Here is a 22,097-nt window from a genome sequence, read left to right on the forward strand (position 1 = left end):
GCCCCCGGCGCCGCTAGGCGAGGTGCTGCCTCAGGTACCAGGTGCGGGTTGGGTGGCGGGCGAGTTTGCCGCTGGAGGTTTTGTGGATGGTGCCGCGAGGGGCGAGGACGACCTGGTGGACGTGGAGGTTGTGGTGGTGGTTGATGGCGGCGCGGATGGTGTCGGTGGGGTCGTCGGGGGTGGTGTGCTCGACGACGATGATCAGGTGTTCGGAGTTGTCCGAGGGGATTGAGAAGGCGGCTACCCGGCCCGGCTTGAGGGTGGGGTGGGTGGCGTGGATGGTGGCTTCGAGGTCTTGGGGGTGGTGGTTGCGGCCGTCGATGATGATGACGTCCTTGAGGCGGCCGGTGATGTAGAGCTCGCCGTTGTGGAGGGTGCCTAGGTCGCCGGTACGGAGCCAGGGGCCGGTGCCGTCGGTGAGGGTGGTGTTGAAGACTTCCGCGGTACGGGTGGGGTCTTCCCAGTAGCCGCGGGTGACGTTGGGGCCTTTGACGCAGATCTCGCCGATGCGGCCTGGGGGCATCGGGCTGCCCGCCGGGTCGGCGATCACGACGGTCTGGCCGCGGGGTGGGCCTACCGAGACCAGGTCGTTGTGATCGAAGGTGGTGATGGTGGGGAGGGCGTCGACTGGGGCGCTGGCGACGAAGACGACGGCTTCGGCGAGGCCGTACGCCGGTACGTGGGCGGTGGGGTTGAAGCCGTGGTCGCGGAAGGCTTCGGTGAAGGCGGTGAGGGTTGCCGGGCGGATCGGTTCGGCGCCGTTGAGGAAGGCTTTGTAGCGGGACAGGTCGAGCTTGGACTTGTCCGTGATCCTTTGGACGCAGTGGTCGTACGCGAAGTTGGGTGCGGCGGTGTAGACGTCCATTGCTTCGTCGGCCAGTTGGAACCAGCGCGCCGGGCGCATCAGGAACGCGACTGGATCGGTGAACGCCGACCGGTCACCGTGCAGGATCGGTACGCCGAACGCCAGCATCAACCCCATGTCGTGGAACAACGGCAGCCAGCTGACCGTCATCGACCGCCCCGGTTCGAACGCGAACGCCTCGATCAGCTGGCCGATGTTGGCGACCAGGTTGGCGTGCGACACCATCACGCCGGACGGCGAGCCCGTCGAACCGGACGTGTACTGGAGATACGCAAGCTCATCAGGATCGATCGGCTCCAGCTCCCAGCTGGCTGGCTCGACCTGATCGACAGCGATCACGGGAAGTCCTTCGACGCTCCGCGGGATCGAGGGCGGCATCGAGGGCGGCATCGACGGCGGCATCGCCCGCGGCATCGACGGCGAGCCTTCGAGCGCGGTCGAGGTGGTGAGCGCGCAGACCGGTGAGCTGTCGGCCAGTACGCCGTCCAGCCGCGCGCGATGCCCGGGCAGATCCGGCGGGAACAGCGGCACCGCAATCGTCCGCGCATAGCAGGATCCGAGCACCGCCACGAGATAGTCGAGTCCTTGCGGTGCGAGGATCGCGACCCGATCGCCCGGCGCTGCGCATTGACGGATAGCCGCGGCGACGGCGCGGGCGCGAGCGTCGATCTCGCCCCAGGTCAGCGTCGTCCGCGAGTCGGCGCGGTAGTCGACGTACGTGTAGGCAGGCTGGTCGGCCTTCTCCTCGGCCCACCGCACCACCAGGTCGACGATCGTCGTCATGACCCCGGCCAGGGAGCAACCGGTACGTCGGTGACGCGACCCGGTGGCGGGATGATCGGCAGGCCGAGTACTTCGAGCATCGCGAGCTGGGTATGGAAGGCGAGCGCGTCAGCCGTCAACTCGATCGACAGCTGGTGTCCGTCATCGGCCGCGCGGTCGAGCAGCGCATCAACTGAAGTACTCGGCTTCCGCCCAGCAATCCAGTACTCCGCACCGAACGGTGCGGCATCGGTGGACGTCGCGGAGTAGAACGGCACCCGCACCTCCGCCGGCGCCAGATCGGCAAGCATCGGCCCAAGCTGATCCGGCGTCCGAGCCAGCGCCGCAATCACCCGAGCCCCCTCGGTCGCGGTCAGCACACCCGCAACCACCGCCGCCGCAACCTCCCCGCTCCCCTCAGCCACAATCGCCGCTGGCACCACCCCGTACTCCCGCCAAGCCAACGCCAACGCCACCTGCACCGCAAACCCCACCGGCAACTCATCCCCAGCCGCCACCACGTCCTCCCGCACGGCTTCCCGCAGTGAGACACCGGCAGCCCAAACCATCAACGGATCAAGCTCAGCAATCACCCCGACAAACCCAGGCACGCTCTCAGCCAACTCCCGCAACCCAGCCGACTCCCGCGGGCGGGAGGGAGCGGCTATCCCCGCCCCAACCCCGGCAACCGGCGTCAGCCCGAGCCCGGCGCCGAGTGGTCCCAGCGGCTGGCTGGGGAAGACCCATACCGGTTGCGGTGGGGTGCTGCTTGCTTCGCCGGCGAAGTTGCCGGGGTGGGGGTTGCCTTGGGCTAGGGCTGTGAGGGCGGCGGTTAGGTCGGGGCGTTGGCGGCCGGTGACGGTTGCTCGGAGGGGGCCTCGGCCGAGGCGGCGGGCGAGGGTGTGGGCTACGTCGGCGGTGCTGTTGCCGGAGTTGGTTCGGAGGTGGTCGGCGAGTTGGCCGGCGTAGGCGCGGATTCCGTCGAGTGAGGTGTCCGACAGCAGCAAGCGGGTCGGGCCGGTGGACGGAGTGCGGGCGGCGGGGCGGGCTCGGCGTACGACCGCTTCGGGGCAGGAGATGGTCGCACCGACCGGAAAGGGGATGAGGTCGGGTGTGAGTCCGTGGTCAGCAGTCAGTACTGCTTCGAAGAAGTCGCCGTCGGCGTCGCCCTCGGGATCGGTGCACAAGGCAAGTACTTGGTCGAGATCGCGCTCGGCGTCGGCGAGGCGCTTGAGGACGACTACCCGGCACCCCGGACCGTCCAGGACTGCGACCGCCAACTCCCCAACACCGGTACGCAAGCGCGCCATCGCCTCCGGGAGCGGGATGCCATCGACGTCGTGCGGCGAGATACCGGCGTGTTCGAGCGCCTCCCAGGTCACCTCCCGCAACGTCTGCCCGGTCGCGGCCGACTCAAGCAGCCGCCGCGCCACCCCGATGACAGCGATCTCGGCACCGGACAAAATCTCCGGCGGGCTAAGAGCAACGCCATCAGGCTGGTCCGAGTTGAGCAGACCGCGGACCAATTGGTTGATGGTCGGATAGCGCCAAACCGACGTCGGCTCCAGGCGCCGCCCGAGAACTTCCTCGAGCTCACCAGTGGCCGCGACCGCGTCCCGAGACGCGATGCCGTACTGCTCCAGCAGCCGGTCAGGGTCGACCTCCGCCGCCGACAGCTCGCAGGCCCGGGCGACCCGGTCCACCAGGAAACGTCTGAGGTCGAGCTCGCTGATAGCCATCTCGCGAACGAAGATAGGTCATCGCTCGCGAGATGGCCGTGACCTCAGTAGCTTTCGATCGCGTGGGTCGGGGCGGGGTGGCGGATGGGGGAGAGGATCGTCAGCAGGAGGTAGACGAGGAAGCCGGCGACCAGGCCCACGATCCACGAGTAGTCGTAGAGCGGCTTGAGGAACGGGATCAGGCCGTCTGCCGGGAACGGCCCGGCGCCCGGGTTGGAGTAGGCGCCGCCAACGGCCAGCAGGGAGCCGACGAGGGTGGCGACGACGGCTCGCCAGTTCCAGCCGGCGGCGTACCAGTACCGGCCTCCTGCGAGGTACAGGTCGGCGAGGAAGAGGTTGGTGCGGTCGACGAACCAGTAGCCCGCGATCAGCACGCCGGCCACCGACGCGAGCAGGCCGCCGTAGAAGGACAGCCAGACGAAGATGTAGATCGACGGGTCCGAGATCAGCCGCCAGGGCTGGATCACGATGCCGATCACGCCGGTCAGCAGGCCGGCGGTACGGAAGTTCAGCCAGCGTGGCAGCGCGTTGGCGAAGTCGTACGACGGGCTGACCACGTTCGCCGCGACGTTGCACGACATCGTCGCCAGGATCGCCATCACCAGGCCGACCGTGACCACCACCGGGTTCTCGAACCGGCGGGTCAGCTCGACCGGGTCCCAGATCGCCGAGCCGTAGACGATCACGGTGCCGGAGGTGGTGATGATCGAGACCAGCGCGATGAACGACATCGTCGTCGGCAGCCCGATGATCTGCCCGATCACCTGCTGGCGCTGGCCTTTGCCGAACCGGGTGAAGTCGGGCATGTTCAGCGACAGCGTCGCCCAGAACGCGATCATGCCCATCAGCGACGGTGCGAAGATCTTCCAGAAGTCGGCGTCCCAGCCGAGCTTGGACGGCTGCGACAGGATCGGGCCGAAGCCGCCGGCCTTGACCAGCACGGTGATCATCAGCGCCAGGAAGGCCAGCGTGACCAGCGGCGCGGCCCAGTTCTCGAACCGCCGCAGCGCCTCGATACCGCGCCAGATCAGCACCATCTGCAGCGCCCAGAAAAAGAAGAAGCTCAGCCACATCGTCCACGGATGGCCGCCGATGACGCCTGCATTCGACCATCCGGATCCGGCCAGCTCGCCGACGATCACGTAGATCGCCTGGCCGCCGATCCAGGTCTGGATGCCGAACCAGCCGCACGCGACGAACGCCCGCAGCAGCGCCGGGAAGTTCGCCCCGCGCACGCCGTAGAAGGCGCGCGCGAAGACCGGGAACGGGATCCCGTACTTCGTGCCCGCATGACTGTTCAGCAGCAACGGGACGAGCACAATCAGGTTCCCGAGCGTGATCGTCAGGAACGCCTGCAGCCAGTTCATCCCGAGCGCGACCAGCCCGGCCGCGAGCAGGTAGCTGGGGATGTTGTGCGCCATCCCCATCCACAGTGCGGCGTAGTTGTACGTCGTCCAGTGGCGCTCGGGTAACCGGGTGGGCGCCAGCTCCGCGTTCCCGTACCGGCTGTCGGCTATTGCGGACGGGTCGGACAGCTCCACCCGCCCGTCCGGATGAGTGATCTGGTCAGGAGAAGCCGGGGCCGCATGCGCCATCGTCGCCACCTCGTCCGCAGTCGTGTTTCGGACCAACGTGCGGGATCGCGGACGTCCTGTCAACGCATAACAACACAGCGTCACCGTCGTCGCCGACGGTGGCCGTCCTTACTCGTCTTTGGCGAGGCCCAGCAACGGCAGAGTCGGGCGGCGGGGTGCTCCGAGGGCGGCGTAGCCGCGGCGTACCGCCTGCTCGAGGTGTGCCTGCGGCCAGGGCCAGTCGTCGGTGTGGGCGAGGGCGTCGTCGAGCGAGGTGCCGTTGTGGTGGAGGCCGGAGATGGTGTTGGCGACCGTGCCGATGTCGCCGTTCTGGTCGCGGACGAACTCGGCATCGACCACCGCGCCATGCCCCGGTACGACCTTGGCCGTCGCGGACAGCAGCCCGATCAGCCGGTCGACGGTGTCGGCCCACTCCAGCGGGTACGAGTCCTCCCCGTACGACGGCGGCGCCGACTCCTCGATCAGGTCACCGGCGAAGAAGACATCCACATCCGGTACGACGACCACCACATCGCCGTCCGTGTGCCCGTTCCCCAGGTGCAGCACCTCGACCCGCCGGTCACCCAGCTCGATCACCTTGGCCACGGCGAAGGTGTTGTCGATGGCAACGGTCTCCGCGACGGCGGCAGCCGTGTTCTCCTGCGCGTAACTCGTGGCGTCCTTGAAGGCGGGGTTGCCGAAGACGTGGTCGAAGTGCGCGTGCGTGTTGACGACCCAGCGGATCGGCGCGTCGGTGACCTCGCGGATGTGGCCGAGCAACTCCTCGCCCTCGGCGGGAGTGCCCCGCGTGTCGATCACCAGCGCACCCTCACTGCCGACGACCAGCCCGATGTTCACGTCGTACTTCTCGTACCGCCGGACCCAGGTGCGGTCGGCCAACTCCACCCACGTACTCATGCCGACGACCCTAACCGGAGGGGTCAGCGCGAGATGACGTCGCCTGCCAGTACCTGACTCTTGTCGATGCCGTCGAGCAGCAGCCCGACGTTCTCGCCGGCGCTCGCGGTCGTGAGGATCTTGCGGAACGCCTCGACGCCGGTGACACGGGTCATCGCCACCTGCTGCCCGGCCCGCATGATCAGCACCTGATCGCCGACCGTCACCGTTCCCGCGGTGATCCGGCCGGTCACCACTGTCCCGCGCCCGGTGATCGAGAACACGTCCTCGACCGGCAGCACGAAGCTCCCGGCGTCCTGCGGCCGCGGCGCGTCCTGCAACCGCGCGGCAGAGTGCGCCTGGTTCAGCAGTTGCTGCGGATCCATCGGGTTCGGCTCGCTCTTCCAGAACTTCCATCCCATGGTGGTCGACCCTAGTGCCTATCCAGCCGCCGGGATGGGGGTTGAAGGCCCCCGATCAGCCGCCTAAGGTCGCAGAGCTGAACCGATTCATCCGATCTCTACACCGATGAACCTTATGAAGGGCGGCGGCGTGACGACACGACGGGCACTGGTGGTCCGGGGCGGCTGGGAAGGGCATGTCCCGGTCGAGGCGACTGAGCTGTTCATCCCCTTCCTGAAGGAGAACGACTTCGAGGTGACGGTCTCGGACACCACCGAGAGCTACCTCGACCTGGCCGGTGTCGATCTGGTGCTGCAGTGCATCACCATGAGCGAGATCACCGCCGAGCAGGTCAAGGGCCTGGAGACCGCGGTCCGGGCCGGCACCGGCCTGGCCGGCTGGCACGGCGGCATCATCGACTCGTTCCGCAGCAACAGCGACTACAGCTTCATCACCGGCGGCCAGTTCGTCTCGCACCCCGGCGGAGCGGTCGACCACCGGATCGAGATCGTCAATGACGACCCGATCGTCGAGGGTCTGACGCACTTCGACCTGCGCACCGAGCAGTACTACGTGCACGCCGACCCCACCAACAACGTGCTCGCCACCACCACCTTCCGGGCGCACCCGGACTTCCCGTGGATCGACGGCGCGACGATGCCGGCCGTCTGGACCCGCACCTGGGGCGAGGGCAAGGTCTTCGTCTGCACGCCGGGCCACACCGTCGCCGACCTCGACACGCCAGAGGTCCGCACGATCATCGAGAGGGGCCTGCTGTGGGCGAGCAAGTGAGCAAGGTCGGCATCGTCGGCACCGGTGTCATCAGCGGTACTTACCTCGAGCACCTCGCCAAGCTGCCCGGCGTACAGGTGGTGGCCGTCGCGGACCTCGACCTCTCCAGGGCGCAGACGATCGCCGACCAGAACCCGGGCATCCGCGCGCTGACGTCCGAGGACCTGTTCGCCGACCCCGAGGTCGACATCGTCCTCAACCTGACCATCCCGGCCGCGCACGCCCCGGTCCACCAGGCTGCGCTGCAGGCCGGCAAGCACGTGTACGGCGAGAAGCCCCTGGCCGTCGACCGTGCCGAGGCAGAGCCCCTGCTCAAGCTCGCAGCGGCCAACAACCTCCGCATCGGCTGCGCCCCCGACACAGTGCTCGGCACCGGCACGCAGACTGCCCGCGTCGCGCTCGACCGTGGCGACATCGGCGTACCGACGGCTGCGACGGCTTACTTCGTCACGCCCGGCCATGAGTTGTGGCACCCGGCTCCCGAGTTCTACTACCAACCAGGTGGCGGCCCACTGCTCGACATGGGCCCGTATTACATCACCAGCCTCGTCACGCTGCTTGGGCCGGTGAAGCGAGTCACGGGTCGCGCTGGTCGCTCGCAGGAGGAGCGCAAGGTCCATACCGGGCCGCGGGCGGGGGAGGCGTTCCCTGTCGACGTACCGACGCATGTGACCGGCGTACTGGAGCACGAGTCGGGTGCGCTCACCACTGTCCTGATGAGCTTCGACGTGTGGGCCGCGCGGCTGCCACGGATCGAGATCTACGGCACCGAGGGCAGTCTGTCCGTACCGGACCCCAACGGCTTCGACGGCACGGTGGAGATCGCCACTGCCACCAACCGTGACTGGACGGCACTCCCTGTAGCCGGTGGGTACGCCGGTGCCGGCCGCGGCGTCGGTGTGGCCGACATGGCTCGCGCATTGCGCAACGACGAGCCGCACCGGGCCAACGGAGTACTGGCCTACCACGTGCTCGACGTGATGGAGTCGCTGCTCGAGTCGGCAGTTCAGGACCAGTCGGTGGACGTGGCGAGTACGGTCGAGCGGCCTGCCGCCGTACCTTTGGGAGCGTCCCCGGAATCCGCCTGAGACCTGCCCCACGCCGTTACGCGTCGGTAGGTGCTGCGGTGGCTCGGTAGACTGGCACTCGAATCTCGGGAGTGCCAACCCGAGGGGCCGACGTGAGAGGGGTGGTGCGCGTGCTGGACGACCGCAAACTGGACGTGCTCCGGGCCATCGTCGAGGACTACGTGGCCACCCACGAGCCGGTCGGCTCGAAGACGCTCGTCGACCGGCACAATCTCGGCGTCTCCCCGGCGACGGTCCGCAACGACATGGCCGCGCTGGAGGAGGAGGGGTACATCACCCAGCCGCACACCAGCGCGGGCCGGATCCCGACCGATGCCGGCTACCGGCTGTTCGTTGACAAGCTGAGCACGGTCAAGTCGCTGTCGCCGGCCGAGAAGAAGGCGATCTCGTCCTTCCTGGTCGGCGCGGTCGACCTGGACGACGTAGTCCGGCGTACCGTCCGGCTGCTCGCGCAGATCACCCGGCAGGTCGCGATCGTGCAGTACCCGACCCTGAGCCGGTCGAGCGTGCGGCACGTCGAGGTGGTCACGATGACGCCGCGGCGGCTGCTGCTGGTGCTGATCACCAGTACCGGCCGGGTCGAGCAGCGGATCGTCGAGACCCACGACGACGTCGACGAGCAACTGATCGCCGACCTGCGCTCCCGGCTGAACACGGCGCTGACCGGCCAGCGGCTGACCGACGCGGCGACCTCGCTGGCCAGCGTCACCGAGACCTTCGCGCCGACGGACCGGCCGCTGGTGGCCGCCATCGTGACCAGTCTGCTCGAGGCCTTCACGGTCGAGGGTGAGCAGCGCATCGCGGTCGGCGGCGCGGCCAACCTGACCCGCTACGGCGACGACTTCGAGCGCAACGTGAAGCCGGTGCTGGAGGCGCTCGAGGAGCACGTGATCCTGCTCAAGCTGCTCGGCGAGGCAACCAGCCCGCAGACGCTGACGGTCCGGATCGGCCACGAGAACCCGTACGAAGGACTTGCCACCACCTCGGTCGTCGCCACCGGCTACGGCTCCAAGTCGGAGGCGCTGGCCACTCTCGGCATCGTCGGCCCGACCCACATGGACTATCCGAGCACGATGGGCGCAGTCCGCGCCGTCGCGCGCTACGTCAGCCAGATCCTGGCCGACTCGTGAAGCACCACGAAAGAACTCACCGAACACTGCCTACCAAGTGGTCTGGAGTATGAGCACCGATTACTACGCCGTCCTGGGCGTCAGTCGCGACGCGACACAGGACGAGATCAAGAAGGCCTACCGCAAGCTGGCCCGCCAGTACCACCCGGACGTGAACGACTCCGAGGACGCGCACCACAAGTTCCAGGAGATCGGCCGCGCCTTCCAGGTGCTCAGCGACCCGCAGAAGAAGCAGGTCCACGATCTCGGTGGTGACCCGTTCGCGAGCGGTCCCGGCGCGGCCGGGGGCGCCGGCTTCGGCCAGGCGTTCACCTTCACCGACATCATGGACGCCTTCTTCGGCCAGACCGGCGGGGCGACCCGCGGGCCGCGGCCACGCACCCGGCGGGGCCAGGACGCCCTGATCCCGCTGCGGATCGATCTGGCCGAGGCGGCCTTCGGCACGACGCGTGAGCTGAAGGTCGACACGGCCGTACTGTGCCCGACCTGCTCTGGCTCCGGCGCTGCTGCTGGCTCCGAGCCGGTCACCTGCGAGATCTGCCACGGTCGCGGCGAGGTCACCCACACCCAGCGCTCGTTCCTCGGCGAGGTCCGGACCATGCGGCCGTGCCCGAACTGCCGCGGCTTCGGTACGACCATCCCGAACCCGTGCGTCGAGTGCGCCGGCGACGGCCGGGTCCGCTCGCGTCGTACCGTCACCGTCAAGATCCCCGGTGGCGTCGACAGCGGGACCCGGGTGCAGCTGACCGGCCAGGGCGAGGTCGGCCCTGGTGGCGGCCCCGCCGGCGACCTGTACGTCGAGATCGAGGTCGAGCAGCACGAGATCTTCACCCGCAGCGGTGACGACCTGCACTGCACGGTGACGCTGCCGATGACGGCCGCGGCGCTCGGTACGACGATCGACCTGCCGACGCTCGAGGGCGAGACGACCCCGCTGGAGATCCGGGCGGGCACGCAGTCCGGGACGGCGATGACGCTGACCGCTCGCGGCGTACCGAGGTTGCGGCACGCGGGGCGCGGTGACCTGATCGTGCAGGTGATCGTCGAGACGCCGACCAAGCTGGACGACGCGCAGAAGGCGTTGCTGCAGCAGATCGCGGCAGCACGGGGCGAGGAGCGGCCGCAGGGTCATGTCCAGGCGGCGCACAAGGGTGTCTTCGGGCGCCTGCGCGACGCCTTCGGCGCGCATTGAAAACGACTTAGGCTGCCGGGCGATGGGACTCGCGGTCTTCTACCTGCCTGACCTGGACGGCCCCGAGCTGGTACTAGACGGGGCCGAGGGTCGTCACGCGGCTGTCGTACGCCGAATCGGCCGGGGCGAGCGAATCCGGCTGACCGACGGCCGGGGCTCGTTCGCCGAGGGTGCCGTCACGGCTGCCTCCAAGACCGGGCTCACCGTTGCGGTCGACCAGCGTGGTGAGGTCGAGCCGTCGAGCCCGCGGCTGGTCGTAGTACAGGCGCTGCCGAAGGGGGAGCGGGCCGAGCTCGCGGTCGAGATGCTCACCGAGGTCGGGGTCGACCTGATCGTCCCGTGGAACGCGGATCGCAGCCAGTTCCGCGCCAACCCCGAGCGGGTCGCCAAGACGCTGACGAAATGGCAGTCCTGGGCCTTCGAGTCCAGCAAACAGTCCCGCCGCTCCTGGTTCTGCGAGGTGGCCCCCATCGCGTCCACCCCCGAGGTGGCCAAACTCCTGGCGGACGCGGCCCTGTCCGTAGTACTCCACGAAGAAGCCACCACTCCGATGGCTTCCCTGGAGCTGCCCACGGCTGGCGACATCGTCATCGTCGTCGGCCCGGAAGGCGGCATTGCCCCCGCCGAGTTGGAGGCATTCGCGGCGACCCCGGTCCGCCTCGGCGACACAGTGCTCCGTACTTCGACAGCCGGCGTCGCAGCCGCAGCCGCCCTACTCGCCCGCTCCCGCTGGAGTTGATCGGTCATGGACTGGCTCGAATGGCACCAGGACTACGACGACGAGTCCTCTGACCTGAGCGGCCGCCTCCGTTCGGTCCAACGGTCCATCCGCACCCACCTGGACGCGCACTCCGACGGCCCGATCCGCGTGATCAGCGCCTGCGCCGGCCAGGGCCGCGACCTGATCGAGGTCCTCGCCACCTACCCCACACGCGACCGGGTAACAGGCCGCCTGGTCGAGCTGGACCCGCGCCTGGCCGAAACGGCCCGCACCGCCGCCGCAGCGAACGGCCTCACCGGCATCGAGGTCGTAGAGGCCGACGCCGGAGCAAGCGAGAGCTACGCGGGCGCAGTACCGGCCGATCTGGTCCTCTTCTGCGGCGTCTTCGGCAACATCACCCCCGCCGACACCGAGGCCACAGTCCGCGCCCTCCCCGCCTTCTGCACCCCAGGCGCCACAGTCATCTGGACCCGAGGCCGCCACGCCCCCGACATCCGCCAGGACATCCGGGCCTGGTTCACCGAAGCGGGCTTCGAAGAGCTCGCCTTCGATGCCCCGGACGGCGTCGCCTGGTCCGTCGGCACCAACCGCTACCTCGGTCCGACGGCCCCAGCCGCACCCGAGCGCCTCTTCACCTTCACGTCCTACTTGACGTAGATCGTCTTCGAGTCGGTATCGGTGATGCGCCCGTCCTCGGGGGAGGTCAGGTAGACCTCGATCAGCCATTCGCCTGAGCCGAGCTTGGGAACGAAGACGTAGGGGGAGAACTTCTGGCCCTCGGCGGTCTTGGCGTAGTTCTTCACGATTTCCTTGGTCTTCAGGTTGGTGGCCTGCCAGTCCACCTGTGCTTCGTACGCCGCGGCGGTGCCGGTGACCTTGAAGGATTGCTTGACCGTCTGGTTGTTCGCCGGGGTCTCGATCCAGACCATCGCCTGGACGTTGAGGGCCTGCGCGCGGTTGAGCGGCTCGGTGGTGTCGACGACGCCGAACAGCTTGGCCGGGGAGCGGCCGTCCTCGGTGATCTGGACCGGCGTGCTGGACTGACGGAGCACGCCTTGAACGGTGTAGACGAGCTGCTGGGCGGCCATGTCGGCGACGTCGGGTTCCAGGGTGGCGGTCGGGAGTTGCTTGAAGTCGACCGTGATCAGGTCGTCGGTGTAGCGGACCGAGTTGACCGCGGCGCCGTCCCAGGGCGAGGTGTAGTCGGGGTCGCCGGCGACCTTCGACATGGTCATCAGCCGGAGGGCTTCCTCGGCCGGGCGGCCGTTGATCGACTGCCAGGTGCGGTACAGGCGGTAGTCCGGGCCGTTGGTGTTGCCGACGACCTTGCCGAGCCAGTAGATCGGCACGGCCTTCTGCTTGACCTCAGGCTCCTGGCGCGCCCGAGGCTTGTCCGACGGGGCGACGGTCGGCGCCAGGGTGGCTGCCTTGGTGGGGGCGGGCTTGGAGGAGGCAGGCAGCGTGGGTGCGGTGCTCGGGTCGGCCGAGGCGCTGTTGGTGGTGTCCGGGCCGCCGGCGATGCTGGGCTGGTCGGCCGTCTTGGTGTTGTCGTTCAGTACTGCGAACGCGCCGATCGCCGCCGCCGTACCGAGCACTGCCGCGCCCGCGGTGATGACCCAGGGGCGCCGGCTGACCGGTGCGCGCTGGGTCCGGACCCGGGCCTGGATCTCGTGCAAGCTGTCGGTGGGCTCGATCCGGTCGGCCTCCTCGGCCAGACTTCGCCGCATCAGCTCGTCGAAAGGGTCTTCCCCGTGGTTGTTCATGCGCTTTGCTCCAGGACCTGGCGCAGCGACTTGGTCGCCCGCGCGGCGTGGCTCTTCACGGATCCGCGGCTGATCCCCATCGTGTCGGCGATCTCCGCCTCGGACAGGTCACCGTAGTACCGCAGCACCATGACGGTGCGTTGCTTCTCGGGCAGGCTGCGCATCGCCTCGATCACCCGATCGGTCTCGGCGGTACGCAGGGCGGCCTGCTCCGCGCTCGGTTCGTCCGGCAGGGACTTGGGCAGGTGCTTGTCGACGACCACCAGGTGCCGTTGCCGCGAGCGGCAGCGGTTGACCACTGCGGTCCGCAGGTAGGCCAGCGCCTTGTGCGGGTCGCGGAGCCGGTTCCAGCGCCCGTGCATCGCCACGAAGGCGTCCTGCACGATCTCCTCCGCCGAACCGGTGTCGCGCAGCAGTAGGGCGCCGAGGCGGACCAACGACGTGTAATGCGCCGTGTAGACAGCCGTCAACGCCTCGTCTGCATCCCACGAGGACTCATGCGTCACGCACTCATCGAACACCACGGCCGGTTGTGCCACACAACAGAGACGCGAAGGTCGGGTTCCAGGTTGACAACGCCACCGCCCCCAACTGGTGAGACCCTGATCGCACGGCTTGCCTGGGAGGACGGATGAAGCAGCACGGCGACGGACACTGGCACGGCCACAGCGAGGTCACCACGGCGGCGGTGAGCCGGTTGTACGCCCACCTGTCCGGGCCCGACGGCCGGATCATGGGCCTCAGCCGGGCCGAGTACGCGCGGGCACTGGACAAGGCGCAGGCGCTCAAGGACCGGGTATACGGCGCCGGGCTGATCAGGAACTTCGCCAACACCGGGCTGACCGTTCCGTACGCCGGGCCGGGCAAGACGGTCCATTCGGCGTGGGTGAACGGAGCGGCGCAGCGCGAGCATGCGATGGCCGATCCGGCGTTGAGCGGGCCGGAGAACCTGGCGCTGATCCGGGAGTACATCGCCGAGAATCTGGCGGCGGCGCACGGCTCCGCCGACCAGGAAATGATCCGGTTGGGCGCTGCCTCCCATGCGTTGCAGGACAGCTACAGCGGGGCGCATGCCTGGCGCGAGGACGCCGTCTACGACGGCGAGCCGAACGCGCCGATCACGACCCTGCACGTGTTCGATCCCGGGCATGCGGTCGGGCTGAACAAGAATCGCAACACCCACTCGGACGAGTTCGACAAGCCACCGGCGGAGTCCGGTACGGTCCGCGCCGCCGTCGAGGCGAACTACCGGATGCTGCGCGCGTACCACCTCAACCGCGACAAGAGCCCCGAGCAGTTCCAGGCCGGTATCCGCGCGGCGATGGATCCATTGCTGACCCCGTCGGCCGCCGGTGTCGAGGTCAGCCTGTCGCCGACCCCCGAATGGGCCACCGAGCGCGACCGCCGGGTCACCCTCGAGCACGGCGGCGCACCCGCACGACCCCAGTTGCCCTCCGACGAGCTGAAACGGCTCCGCGCCGTCACGGCACCCACAGCGGCGGCCGGTAGCGCGGCAGCCAGCTCCCTGGGTGCGGCGGGGCGGGGCGTAGTACGGGACAAAACGCCTGGTCAGGATGTCGGCAGGGACTGATCAGGGTTTTATCGGGTGAGGCTGTCGGGCGGGGCCGCTAGCATGGGTAGGTCACACCATCGTCATCAGGAGGAACAGGCTGTCCAGGCCACGCAGTATCGAGCCGTCGCACCCAGATGCGGCGCGCGCTGGCAGCAGCGCGGCAGGCGCCGGCCACGGTGCTGGCGAGAGTCACAAGGCGTCCCACAAGATCATCGTGCCGAACAGCATCGACATGGTGGCCCTGATCGGCGCCAGTGACGAGTTCCTCCGGATCATCGAGAAGGAGTTCGACGCCGACATCCTGGTCCGCGGCAACGAGATCACGATGACCGGCGAGCCGGCCGAGCTGGCCCTGACCGAGCGGCTGATCGACGAGCTGATCGCCGTGGTCCGGACCGGTCACGGGCTGACCGCCGACTCGGTCGAGCGCAGCATCGCGATGATCAAGGCCGAGACGGCCGAGAGCCCCGCCGACGTGCTGACCCAGAACATCCTGTCCAGCCGCGGCCGGACGATCCGGCCGAAGACGCTGAACCAGAAGCGCTACGTCGACGCGATCGACAAGAACACGATCGTCTTCGGGATCGGCCCGGCCGGTACCGGCAAGACCTACCTGGCCGTCGCCAAGGCGGTCCAGGCGCTGCAGGCCAAGGAGGTCAACCGGATCATCCTGACCCGGCCGGCCGTCGAGGCCGGCGAGCGGCTGGGCTTCCTGCCCGGCACGCTGTCGGAGAAGATCGACCCGTACCTGCGGCCGCTGTACGACGCGCTGCACGACATGCTCGACCCGGACTCGATCCCGCGGCTGATGACGGCCGGCACGATCGAGATCGCGCCGCTGGCGTACATGCGCGGCCGGACCCTGAACGACGCCTACATCATCCTGGACGAGGCGCAGAACACCTCGCCCGAGCAGATGAAGATGTTCCTCACCCGCCTCGGGTTCGGCTCCAAGATGGTCGTCACCGGCGACGTCACCCAGGTCGACCTGCCGAGCGGGACGAGCTCCGGGCTGCGGGTCGTGCAGGACATCCTGGAGGGCGTCCAGGACCTGACGTTCTGCCGGCTGACGTCGCACGACGTGGTCCGGCACAAGCTGGTCGGCCGGATCGTGTCGGCTTACGAGAACTACGAAGGCAGCGCTGACAACCACCGATGAACGTAGAGGTCAACAACGAGTCCGGCGTCGAGATCGACGCACACGGACTGATGCGGCTGAGCCGTTTCGTGATGTCGTCGCTGCGGCTGCACCCCGAGTGTGAGCTGTCGATCAAGCTGGTCGACGAGGACACGATGGCGCGGTACCACGTGGAGTTCCTGGACCTGCCGGGCCCGACCGACGTGATGTCGTGGCCGATGGACGAGCTGCGCCCCGGCGGGGACAGCACCGATGACGCCGACCTGCCGCTCGGGCATCTCGGCGACATCGCGCTGTGCCCGACGGTCGCCGCCGCCCAGGGCGCGAAGGCCGGCCACGGCACCTGGGCCGAGCTGGAGCTGCTGACCGTGCACGGCATCCTGCACCTGCTCGGCTACGACCACGCGGAACCCGCCGAGAAGGCGGAGATGTGGGACGTCCAGGGCCGGCTGCTGGAAGCATGGCGAGCACCAGGAAACAGGCTCGGTCAGGAGTGAAGTTCCGATGAGTTCCCACGACGGCGTTCTGCTGGTTGTGGCTGCGGTGCTCGTTTTGCTGGCCGGGTTGTTCGCGGGTGCGGAGGCGGCCTTCTCGGCGTACTCGAAGGTGCGCGCCAACGAGCAGGTCGAGCAGGGCAACCTGCGCGCGGTGAAGCTGCGCAACCTGCTCTCGGACGCCCCCCGGTACCTGAACTCGCTGCTGCTGATCCGGCTGATCTGCGAGATCACCGCGATCGTCCTGGTCACCCAGGCGCTGTCCAACATCTTCACCGTGACCTGGGAGCACATCCTGATCACGGCGGTACTGATGGTGCTGGTCTCGTACGTGATCATCGGTGTCGCGCCACGCACGCTGGGCCGGCAGCACTCGGACCGGTTCGCGATGGTCTCGGCCGGCCCGATCATGGCGCTGACCCGGGTGCTCGGACCGTTGCCGAAGCTGCTGATCCTGATCGGCAACGCGCTCACCCCGGGCAAGGGCTTCGCCGAAGGCCCGTTCGCGACCGAGGCGGAGCTGCGTGCGCTGGTCGACCTGGCCGAGAAGTCGTCGGTGATCGAGAAGACCGAGCGGCAGATGATCCACTCCGTCTTCGAGCTCGGCGACACCATCGTCCGCGAGGTGATGGTGCCGCGGACCGACATGGTCTACATCGAGCGGCACAAGAAGCTGCGCCAGCTCACCTCGCTCGCGCTGCGCAGCGGCTACTCCCGGATCCCGGTGATCGGTGAGTCGCTCGACGACATCCTCGGCGTCGTCTACCTCAAGGACGTGATGCGCCGCGTCTACGACAATGCGTCCGCCGAGTCGACCGAGCGGGTCGAGTCGGTGATGCGGCCGTGCATGTACATCCCGGACTCCAAGCCGGTCGACCAGCTGCTGCGCGAGATGCAGGCGGCCCGGATGCACGTGGCGATCGTCGTCGACGAGTACGGCGGTACCGCCGGCCTGGTCACCATCGAGGACATCCTCGAGGAGATCGTCGGCGAGATCACCGACGAGTACGACGAAGCCCCCGAGGCGGTGCAGGCGCTGTCCGACGGCGCCTACCGGGTCTCCAGCCGGTACCCGATCGACGAGCTCGGCGACCTGTTCGGCGTACCGCTGGACGATGACGACGTGGACACCGTCGGCGGCCTGATGGCCAAGCTGCTCGGCAAGGTGCCGATCCCGGGTGCCCAGGTCGAGATCGAGGGGCTCGGACTCTCCCTCACCGCGGAACGGCCGTCCGGCCGGCGCAACCAGGTCGGTACTGTGCTGGTCCGGCGCGGACTGCCGGCCGACCAGCCGCAGGACAGCAGCCATCAGAACGCCTGACCCCATCGATCACCTGGAGCCATCTTTGTCTGCCGACCTCACGGCCGAGGACGCCAAACTGGTCACCCTGGCGCGCGCCGCCCGGGCCCGTACCCGCGCCACCGAAGGCGCCGCCGTACGGGACACCGACGGGCGGACGTACGCCGCCTGCACGGTCCAGCTGGACACCGTGCTGCTGAGCGCATTGCAGCTCGCGGTGGCGATGGCCGTATCGTCAGGGGTCAAAGGCATCGAGGCAGCCGCCGTGGTCACCGACCACGAGCCCGCTGAGGTCGATGTCGAGGTGGTCCGCTACTTCGGCGGTGCCGCCCTTCCGGTAGTCGTTGCCAATGGCAACGGAGAGGTTCGTGATGTCGTCCACACCTGAGAACTCGACCGAAAGCACGGTCGCTGAGTTCAAGTCCGGTTTCGCCTGCTTCGTCGGCCGGCCGAACGCGGGCAAGTCGACGCTCACGAACGCCCTGGTCGGGCAGAAGATCGTGATCACCTCGTCGAAGCCGCAGACCACCCGGCACGCCGTCCGCGGCATCGTGCACCGCGTTGACGCCCAGCTGATCCTGGTCGACACCCCCGGCCTGCACAAGCCGCGGACGCTGCTCGGCGAGCGGCTGAACGACATCGTCAAGACCACCTGGGCCGAGGTCGACGTGATCGGCATCTGCCTGCCGGCCAGCGACAAGATCGGCCCCGGTGACCGGTTCCTGGTCGCCGAGGCCGCCAAGGTCGCGAAGACGCCGAAGGTGGCGCTGGCGACCAAGGCCGACCTGGTCTCGCCCGAGCGGATGATTGAGCACCTGTCCGAGATCCAGACGCTGGGCGAGTCGGTCGGGATCGAGTGGGCCTCCGTCGTACCGGTATCGGCGACCTCGGGGTACCAGGTCGAGACCGTCGCCGACGAGCTGGTGAAGTTCCTGCCGGTCGGCCAGCCGCTCTACCCGGACGGCGACGTCACGGACGAGCCGGAGGAGATCCTGGTCGGCGAGCTGATCCGCGAGGCCGCGCTCGAAGGCGTCCGGGACGAGCTGCCGCACTCGATCGCCGTCACCATCGACGAGATGGGGCTGCGCGAGGGCCGCCCGGACGACAAGCCGCTGCTCGACATCTACGCCAACATCTTCCTCGAGCGGGACAGCCAGAAGGGCATCGTGATCGGTCACAAGGGTGCCCGGCTGCGCGACGTCGGCGCCAACGCCCGCCGCCAGATCGAGGCCCTGCTCGGTACGCCGGTCTACCTCGACCTGCACGTGAAGATCGCCAAGAACTGGCAGACCGACGCCAAGCACCTGCGGAAACTCGGGTTCTGACGTGGGGCCGGCCGAGGTGCTGAAGAACCCCGCGTACTACGCACTGAACGGCCCGCACGCCCGACTGGCGGTGAGCCGCGGCCGGGTCCGCCGGTACCAGCCCGAGGTCGCGCCCTTCCTCGGGCTGCCCGACGAGCCGACCGAGCAGGACTGGGCGGACGCCGCCGAGCTGGTCGGCGTCGGCAACACGGTCGCCTTCAAAGGCCCCGATCGGCCGTTGCCCGACAGCTTCAAGCTGGTCCAGAAGTTCGGCCTGGTGCAGTTCGTCGCCCCGGACTCGTTCGGTGTCGAGGATCCGGAAGCGGTGCTGCTCGGCCCGGACGATGTGCCCGAGATGGTCGCGTTGGTCGCGCTGACCGACCCGGGTCCGTTCCGGCCCCGCACGATCGAGTGCGGCCGGTACCTCGGCCTGCGGCGCGACGGCGAGCTGATCGCGATGGCCGGCGAGCGCTACCACCTGCCGGGCTACATCGAGATCAGTGCAGTCTGCACCCACCCGGCGTACCGGGGTCAGGGGCTCGGCAGCCGGCTGGTCCGGGCTGTTGCCGCCGGCATCGAGCAGGCGGGCGAGCGGCCGTTCCTGCATACCGGTGCGACGAATGCGACCGCGATCCGGCTCTACGAGAAGCTGGGCTTCAGCGTCAGCAACCGGATGTCGGTCACGATCGTCGAGCCGGTCTGACCAGCAACGCCTCGCTCAATGGCTTGCGGTCGAGGTCGGGGACCTCGCAGTCGGTCGCTGGGTAGCCGACCGGGAAGATGATGTACGGCCGCTCGGTGCGCGGGCGGTCGAAGACCTTGCTGAGGAAGGCCATCGGGTTCGGCGTATGGGTGAGCGTCGCGAGACCCATCCGGTGCAGCGCGGCGATGAAGAACCCGCAGGCGATCCCGACGCTCTCCGAGACGTAGTAGTTCTTGCGCAGACTGCCGTCGTCCAGCGGCGTGTGCTTCTGGGCGAAGGCCACCACGAGCCAGGGCGCGACCTCGAGGAACTCCTTGTGCTCGTCGGTCTCCAGCCGGGCGAGCGCATCGTGCCACTCGGGTAGCTCACGCTCGAGGTAGAACTTGCGCTCCTCCTCTTCGGCGGCCAGCCGCACACTGCGCTTGATCTCCGGGTCGTCGGTCGCGACGAACGTCCACGGCTGGTAGTGCGCGCCGCTCGGCGCCGTGTTGGCCGCGGCGACCGCAAGCTCGATCGCCTCCAACGGCACCGGCTCGTCCGAGAACCATCGCACTGATCGTCTGGCCTCCAACTCGTCCCGGAAGTCTGCGCCGCGCCGCAGCCCTTCGTGGATCGGGACTCTGGGCGGTGTGTAGGGGATGAAGGGATGCTGATGGTTACGGCTCACCTCTTGACCGTAGCTAGAGGTTTTGGGATGAGTCCAGCTTGAGAAACTAGGTCGACCCATATGCTTTCCTCATGGCACTCCCGAACGTCTCGCCGCGTCAATTGGAGTACCTGATCGCCATCGCCGAGACCGGCGGCATCACGGCCGCCGCCGCGCGGTGCCATGTCTCGCAGTCGGCGGTGTCGCTCGCGGTGGGTGAGTTGGAGCGCGCGCTCGACGTCACCCTCGTACTCCGGGGCGCGCGGCGAGGTACCCGATTGACCCCGGCCGGACAGCGGGTGGTGGCCGACGGACGCAAGGTACTGGCTGCGCTGTCGGAGCTGGGCGCCGGAGCACGGAGTCTTGGTCAGGAGATCGACGGGCGGCTCACGATCGGTTGCTATGCGCCGATCGCGCCCTTCCACCTGCCGTTGGCGCTCGCCGGCTTCCGCGAGGCTCAGCCAGGGGTGGAGATCGACTTCCTGGAAGGTACGCTGCCCGACCTGCAGGCTGCGCTGCTCGACGGCCGATGCGAGCTTGCATTCCTTTACCAGCAGGACTTGCTGCCAGGGATCGACAGCGTGGTTCTGCATGATCGCGCGCCGTCCGTGCTGCTTCCCGGTGGGCATCGGCTCGCGCGGCGGCGGTTGATCCGGCTGGCCGAGCTCGCCGATGAGCCGTTTGTGTTGCTGGACGTGCCGCCGAGTGAGAGGTATTTCCAGGCGGTCTTCGACGCGGCCGGGGTGGAGATGGCGCCGACCCATCGCGCCGGCAGCTTCGAGCTCGCGCGGGCGTTGGTTGCCCGGGGCATCGGTTATTCGCTGGCCGTGCAGACGCCAGCGGTCGAGCTGAGTTACGAGGGGTTGCCGGTGGTGACGCGGCCGCTGGCGGACGGAGTACCGACAACTCCCGTAGTGATGGGCTGGGCCGGCGGGGGACGCCTCACCCGGCGGGGTGAGGCGTTCCTCGCTTACTGCCGGGATGCGTTCAGATCGTCTTCTGGTAGTCGATCCCGCGACCCACGATGAAGTAGCCCATCTGCTCGTTGATGCCGATCATGTGGTTGTTGGACTCGGCGTTCCAGGTGTCGATCTGGGTGAGGGCCGGCTCTTCCTCGCGCAGCCAGAGCAGCATGGCGGTCTTCACCAGGGCGCCCAGCCGGTGGCCGCGGTGGTCACGGGAGACCGCGGTGTCGTTCTGGTGGCCGATGTGCGGGCGCTCGCGCTCGATCGTGACGACCGTGTGGCCGGCCGGTTCGCCGGTCGCGCGGTGGCGGGCGATCACCCGGTACATGGTCTCGTTGTGGCCCTCGCGGGCCTTCTCGTAGTTGCGGATCCGCTCGGGGCTGATCGCGTCGTCCTCCATGTCGAGGTCGTCCTTGGGGGCGTCGTTGATCGAGGCGGTGACCGCGACCATGCCCTCCAGTAGGTCCTCGGGGAGGGCGCCGACGATCCGGAGTACCTCGTAGTCGGCCGCAGCGAGCACTGCCTCGTCGTACAGCTTCTGCACCGTCGCCCAGTCCAGGTTCGCGATGTCCTGGCGGCGGTTGACCTCGACGGCCTTCTGCTCGAAGCCGTTGCGGCGGATGAGTTCGTCCTTCTCCGGCCGGTCCCAGGCGGCGATGCCGAGCGAGTGCCGGTCGAGGCCGAGGGCCAGCTGTTCGGCGTACCGGATCAGCTCGTCCTCGAGTCCCTGGCCGCGATGGTCCGGATGGACCTCGACCTCGATCCAGACGAGGTTTAGGTTGTCGTAGTTCGGTGCGAAGAAGTCGAGCAGGCCGACGACCGACCCGCGCTCGTCGCGCGCCAGGTAGACGCTGCCCGGGTCGCCGTCCCAGCCGTGGGTGAGGTGCGCCTGGTAGCCGAGCGGCGTCGATACGATCGCCGCCGGGCAGTCGACGGCGTGCGTCGCGGTCAGTAACGCCACCGCCTCCGCGCAGCCGGATGCGTCGTCGGGGGAGAGCTGGGTAATGTCCACGGCCTCAGAATGGGGGCTGGCAGGCGGTCACCGCGAA

The 22,097-nt window shown here is 68.5% G+C and carries 23 protein-coding genes; 14 read left to right on the forward strand and 9 right to left on the reverse strand.

The genetic code is table 11. The features are described from left to right. Nucleotides 1-13: 13 nt before the first annotated feature. The 5 genes from OHA70_RS24815 to OHA70_RS24835 all read right to left on the reverse strand — a co-directional run bounded on the left by OHA70_RS24815 (nucleotide 14) and on the right by OHA70_RS24835 (nucleotide 6,259). Entirely contained in the window at nucleotides 14-1,648 is a 1,635-nt protein-coding gene (locus OHA70_RS24815) for a fatty acyl-AMP ligase (protein WP_328321610.1), read from the reverse strand. Continuing rightward, the gene (locus OHA70_RS24820) at nucleotides 1,645-3,366 is read right to left on the reverse strand and encodes an acyltransferase domain-containing protein (protein ID WP_328321612.1); all 1,722 of its coding nucleotides are present in this window, start codon (nucleotides 3,364-3,366) and stop codon (nucleotides 1,645-1,647) included. Before OHA70_RS24820 ends, OHA70_RS24815 begins: the two co-directional genes overlap by 4 nt. A gap of 44 nt (nucleotides 3,367-3,410) precedes the next feature. After that, nucleotides 3,411-4,961, reverse strand: a complete 1,551-nt coding sequence (locus OHA70_RS24825) for an NCS1 family nucleobase:cation symporter-1 (protein WP_328321614.1) — start codon at nucleotides 4,959-4,961, stop codon at nucleotides 3,411-3,413. Between the two features lie 108 nt (nucleotides 4,962-5,069). Further along, entirely contained in the window at nucleotides 5,070-5,858 is a 789-nt protein-coding gene (locus OHA70_RS24830) for an MBL fold metallo-hydrolase (protein ID WP_328321616.1), read from the reverse strand. Nucleotides 5,859-5,881: 23 nt separating this feature from the next. After that, nucleotides 5,882-6,259 carry an EF-Tu/IF-2/RF-3 family GTPase gene (locus tag OHA70_RS24835; RefSeq protein WP_328321618.1) on the reverse strand — a complete coding sequence of 126 codons (378 nt, stop codon included), beginning with the start codon at nucleotides 6,257-6,259 and terminating at the stop codon, nucleotides 5,882-5,884. Nucleotides 6,260-6,389: 130 nt separating this feature from the next. Between OHA70_RS24835 and OHA70_RS24840 the strand changes: the two genes are divergently transcribed. The 6 genes from OHA70_RS24840 (at nucleotide 6,390) to OHA70_RS24865 (ending at nucleotide 11,819) form a co-directional block, all read left to right on the forward strand. Further along, a complete protein-coding gene (locus OHA70_RS24840) occupies nucleotides 6,390-7,031 on the forward strand; it encodes a ThuA domain-containing protein (RefSeq protein ID WP_328321620.1) in 642 nt (213 codons plus the stop codon). Next, nucleotides 7,016-8,119 (forward strand): Gfo/Idh/MocA family protein, encoded by a 1,104-nt coding sequence (locus OHA70_RS24845; RefSeq protein WP_328321622.1) that lies wholly within the window; start codon nucleotides 7,016-7,018, stop codon nucleotides 8,117-8,119. Before OHA70_RS24840 ends, OHA70_RS24845 begins: the two co-directional genes overlap by 16 nt. A gap of 110 nt (nucleotides 8,120-8,229) precedes the next feature. Then, the gene (hrcA, locus tag OHA70_RS24850; protein ID WP_328335204.1) at nucleotides 8,230-9,249 is read left to right on the forward strand and encodes a heat-inducible transcriptional repressor HrcA; all 1,020 of its coding nucleotides are present in this window, start codon (nucleotides 8,230-8,232) and stop codon (nucleotides 9,247-9,249) included. Nucleotides 9,250-9,298: 49 nt separating this feature from the next. Then, complete coding sequence (gene dnaJ, locus OHA70_RS24855) at nucleotides 9,299-10,441, forward strand: molecular chaperone DnaJ (RefSeq protein ID WP_328321624.1); 1,143 nt, start codon at nucleotides 9,299-9,301, stop codon at nucleotides 10,439-10,441. 22 nt (nucleotides 10,442-10,463) lie between these two features. Beyond that, nucleotides 10,464-11,180 carry a 16S rRNA (uracil(1498)-N(3))-methyltransferase gene (locus OHA70_RS24860; RefSeq protein WP_328321626.1) on the forward strand — a complete coding sequence of 239 codons (717 nt, stop codon included), beginning with the start codon at nucleotides 10,464-10,466 and terminating at the stop codon, nucleotides 11,178-11,180. Between the two features lie 6 nt (nucleotides 11,181-11,186). Further along, on the forward strand, nucleotides 11,187-11,819 hold the full coding sequence (locus OHA70_RS24865; RefSeq protein WP_328321628.1) for an SAM-dependent methyltransferase: 633 nt from the start codon (nucleotides 11,187-11,189) through the stop codon (nucleotides 11,817-11,819). Here OHA70_RS24865 and OHA70_RS24870 read toward each other — a convergent pair. After that, the gene (locus OHA70_RS24870; RefSeq protein ID WP_328321630.1) at nucleotides 11,807-12,925 is read right to left on the reverse strand and encodes a Gmad2 immunoglobulin-like domain-containing protein; all 1,119 of its coding nucleotides are present in this window, start codon (nucleotides 12,923-12,925) and stop codon (nucleotides 11,807-11,809) included. The genes OHA70_RS24865 and OHA70_RS24870 overlap by 13 nt on opposite strands. Beyond that, entirely contained in the window at nucleotides 12,922-13,431 is a 510-nt protein-coding gene (locus tag OHA70_RS24875; RefSeq protein ID WP_328321632.1) for a SigE family RNA polymerase sigma factor, read from the reverse strand. The genes OHA70_RS24870 and OHA70_RS24875 overlap by 4 nt, the downstream gene beginning before the upstream one ends. Nucleotides 13,432-13,556: 125 nt before the next feature. On the opposite strand from OHA70_RS24875, the gene OHA70_RS24880 reads away from it, so the two are divergent. The 7 genes from OHA70_RS24880 (at nucleotide 13,557) to OHA70_RS24910 (ending at nucleotide 19,437) form a co-directional block, all read left to right on the forward strand. After that, a complete protein-coding gene (locus OHA70_RS24880) occupies nucleotides 13,557-14,516 on the forward strand; it encodes a hypothetical protein (RefSeq protein ID WP_328321634.1) in 960 nt (319 codons plus the stop codon). A gap of 214 nt (nucleotides 14,517-14,730) precedes the next feature. Then, nucleotides 14,731-15,657 (forward strand): PhoH family protein, encoded by a 927-nt coding sequence (locus OHA70_RS24885; protein ID WP_328335206.1) that lies wholly within the window; start codon nucleotides 14,731-14,733, stop codon nucleotides 15,655-15,657. Further along, nucleotides 15,654-16,133 (forward strand): rRNA maturation RNase YbeY, encoded by a 480-nt coding sequence (ybeY, locus tag OHA70_RS24890; protein WP_328321635.1) that lies wholly within the window; start codon nucleotides 15,654-15,656, stop codon nucleotides 16,131-16,133. The genes OHA70_RS24885 and ybeY overlap by 4 nt, the downstream gene beginning before the upstream one ends. 7 nt (nucleotides 16,134-16,140) lie before the next feature. Next, nucleotides 16,141-17,451 (forward strand): hemolysin family protein, encoded by a 1,311-nt coding sequence (locus OHA70_RS24895; RefSeq protein ID WP_328321637.1) that lies wholly within the window; start codon nucleotides 16,141-16,143, stop codon nucleotides 17,449-17,451. Between the two features lie 25 nt (nucleotides 17,452-17,476). Further along, nucleotides 17,477-17,818, forward strand: coding sequence for a cytidine deaminase (locus OHA70_RS24900; protein ID WP_328321639.1), 342 nt, complete (start codon nucleotides 17,477-17,479; stop codon nucleotides 17,816-17,818). Next, nucleotides 17,802-18,755, forward strand: coding sequence for a GTPase Era (gene era / locus OHA70_RS24905; RefSeq protein WP_328321641.1), 954 nt, complete (start codon nucleotides 17,802-17,804; stop codon nucleotides 18,753-18,755). The genes OHA70_RS24900 and era overlap by 17 nt, the downstream gene beginning before the upstream one ends. A 1-nt stretch (nucleotide 18,756) precedes the next feature. Then, on the forward strand, nucleotides 18,757-19,437 hold the full coding sequence (locus tag OHA70_RS24910) for a GNAT family N-acetyltransferase (protein WP_328321643.1): 681 nt from the start codon (nucleotides 18,757-18,759) through the stop codon (nucleotides 19,435-19,437). Here OHA70_RS24910 and OHA70_RS24915 read toward each other — a convergent pair. Beyond that, nucleotides 19,415-20,104, reverse strand: coding sequence for a nitroreductase family protein (locus OHA70_RS24915; RefSeq protein WP_328321645.1), 690 nt, complete (start codon nucleotides 20,102-20,104; stop codon nucleotides 19,415-19,417). The genes OHA70_RS24910 and OHA70_RS24915 overlap by 23 nt on opposite strands. Before the next feature lie 71 nt (nucleotides 20,105-20,175). On the opposite strand from OHA70_RS24915, the gene OHA70_RS24920 reads away from it, so the two are divergent. Beyond that, complete coding sequence (locus OHA70_RS24920) at nucleotides 20,176-21,111, forward strand: LysR family transcriptional regulator (RefSeq protein ID WP_328321647.1); 936 nt, start codon at nucleotides 20,176-20,178, stop codon at nucleotides 21,109-21,111. Here OHA70_RS24920 and OHA70_RS24925 read toward each other — a convergent pair. Beyond that, on the reverse strand, nucleotides 21,071-22,060 hold the full coding sequence (locus OHA70_RS24925) for a GNAT family N-acetyltransferase (protein WP_328321649.1): 990 nt from the start codon (nucleotides 22,058-22,060) through the stop codon (nucleotides 21,071-21,073). The two genes, OHA70_RS24920 and OHA70_RS24925, sit on opposite strands and share 41 nt — an antisense overlap. Between the last annotated feature and the right edge of the window lie 37 nt (nucleotides 22,061-22,097).

The sequence above is a fragment of the Kribbella sp. NBC_00382 genome (assembly GCF_036067295.1).
Taxonomy (GTDB): domain Bacteria; phylum Actinomycetota; class Actinomycetes; order Propionibacteriales; family Kribbellaceae; genus Kribbella.

What these genes read in the sequence shown, in the direction of transcription:
- OHA70_RS24815 (WP_328321610.1), bottom strand. Translation starts at nt 1,648, where the DNA reads ATGACGACGATCGTCGACCTGGTGGTGCGGTGGGCCGAGGAGAAGGCC.
- OHA70_RS24820 (WP_328321612.1), bottom strand. Translation starts at nt 3,366, where the DNA reads ATGGCTATCAGCGAGCTCGACCTCAGACGTTTCCTGGTGGACCGGGTC.
- OHA70_RS24825 (WP_328321614.1), bottom strand. Translation starts at nt 4,961, where the DNA reads ATGGCGCATGCGGCCCCGGCTTCTCCTGACCAGATCACTCATCCGGAC.
- OHA70_RS24830 (WP_328321616.1), bottom strand. Translation starts at nt 5,858, where the DNA reads ATGAGTACGTGGGTGGAGTTGGCCGACCGCACCTGGGTCCGGCGGTAC.
- OHA70_RS24835 (WP_328321618.1), bottom strand. Translation starts at nt 6,259, where the DNA reads ATGGGATGGAAGTTCTGGAAGAGCGAGCCGAACCCGATGGATCCGCAG.
- dnaJ (WP_328321624.1), top strand. Translation starts at nt 9,299, where the DNA reads ATGAGCACCGATTACTACGCCGTCCTGGGCGTCAGTCGCGACGCGACA.
- OHA70_RS24860 (WP_328321626.1), top strand. Translation starts at nt 10,464, where the DNA reads ATGGGACTCGCGGTCTTCTACCTGCCTGACCTGGACGGCCCCGAGCTG.
- OHA70_RS24865 (WP_328321628.1), top strand. Translation starts at nt 11,187, where the DNA reads ATGGACTGGCTCGAATGGCACCAGGACTACGACGACGAGTCCTCTGAC.
- OHA70_RS24870 (WP_328321630.1), bottom strand. Translation starts at nt 12,925, where the DNA reads ATGAACAACCACGGGGAAGACCCTTTCGACGAGCTGATGCGGCGAAGT.
- OHA70_RS24880 (WP_328321634.1), top strand. Translation starts at nt 13,557, where the DNA reads ATGAAGCAGCACGGCGACGGACACTGGCACGGCCACAGCGAGGTCACC.
- OHA70_RS24885 (WP_328335206.1), top strand. Translation starts at nt 14,731, where the DNA reads ATGGTGGCCCTGATCGGCGCCAGTGACGAGTTCCTCCGGATCATCGAG.
- ybeY (WP_328321635.1), top strand. Translation starts at nt 15,654, where the DNA reads ATGAACGTAGAGGTCAACAACGAGTCCGGCGTCGAGATCGACGCACAC.
- OHA70_RS24895 (WP_328321637.1), top strand. Translation starts at nt 16,141, where the DNA reads ATGAGTTCCCACGACGGCGTTCTGCTGGTTGTGGCTGCGGTGCTCGTT.
- era (WP_328321641.1), top strand. Translation starts at nt 17,802, where the DNA reads ATGTCGTCCACACCTGAGAACTCGACCGAAAGCACGGTCGCTGAGTTC.
- OHA70_RS24920 (WP_328321647.1), top strand. Translation starts at nt 20,176, where the DNA reads ATGGCACTCCCGAACGTCTCGCCGCGTCAATTGGAGTACCTGATCGCC.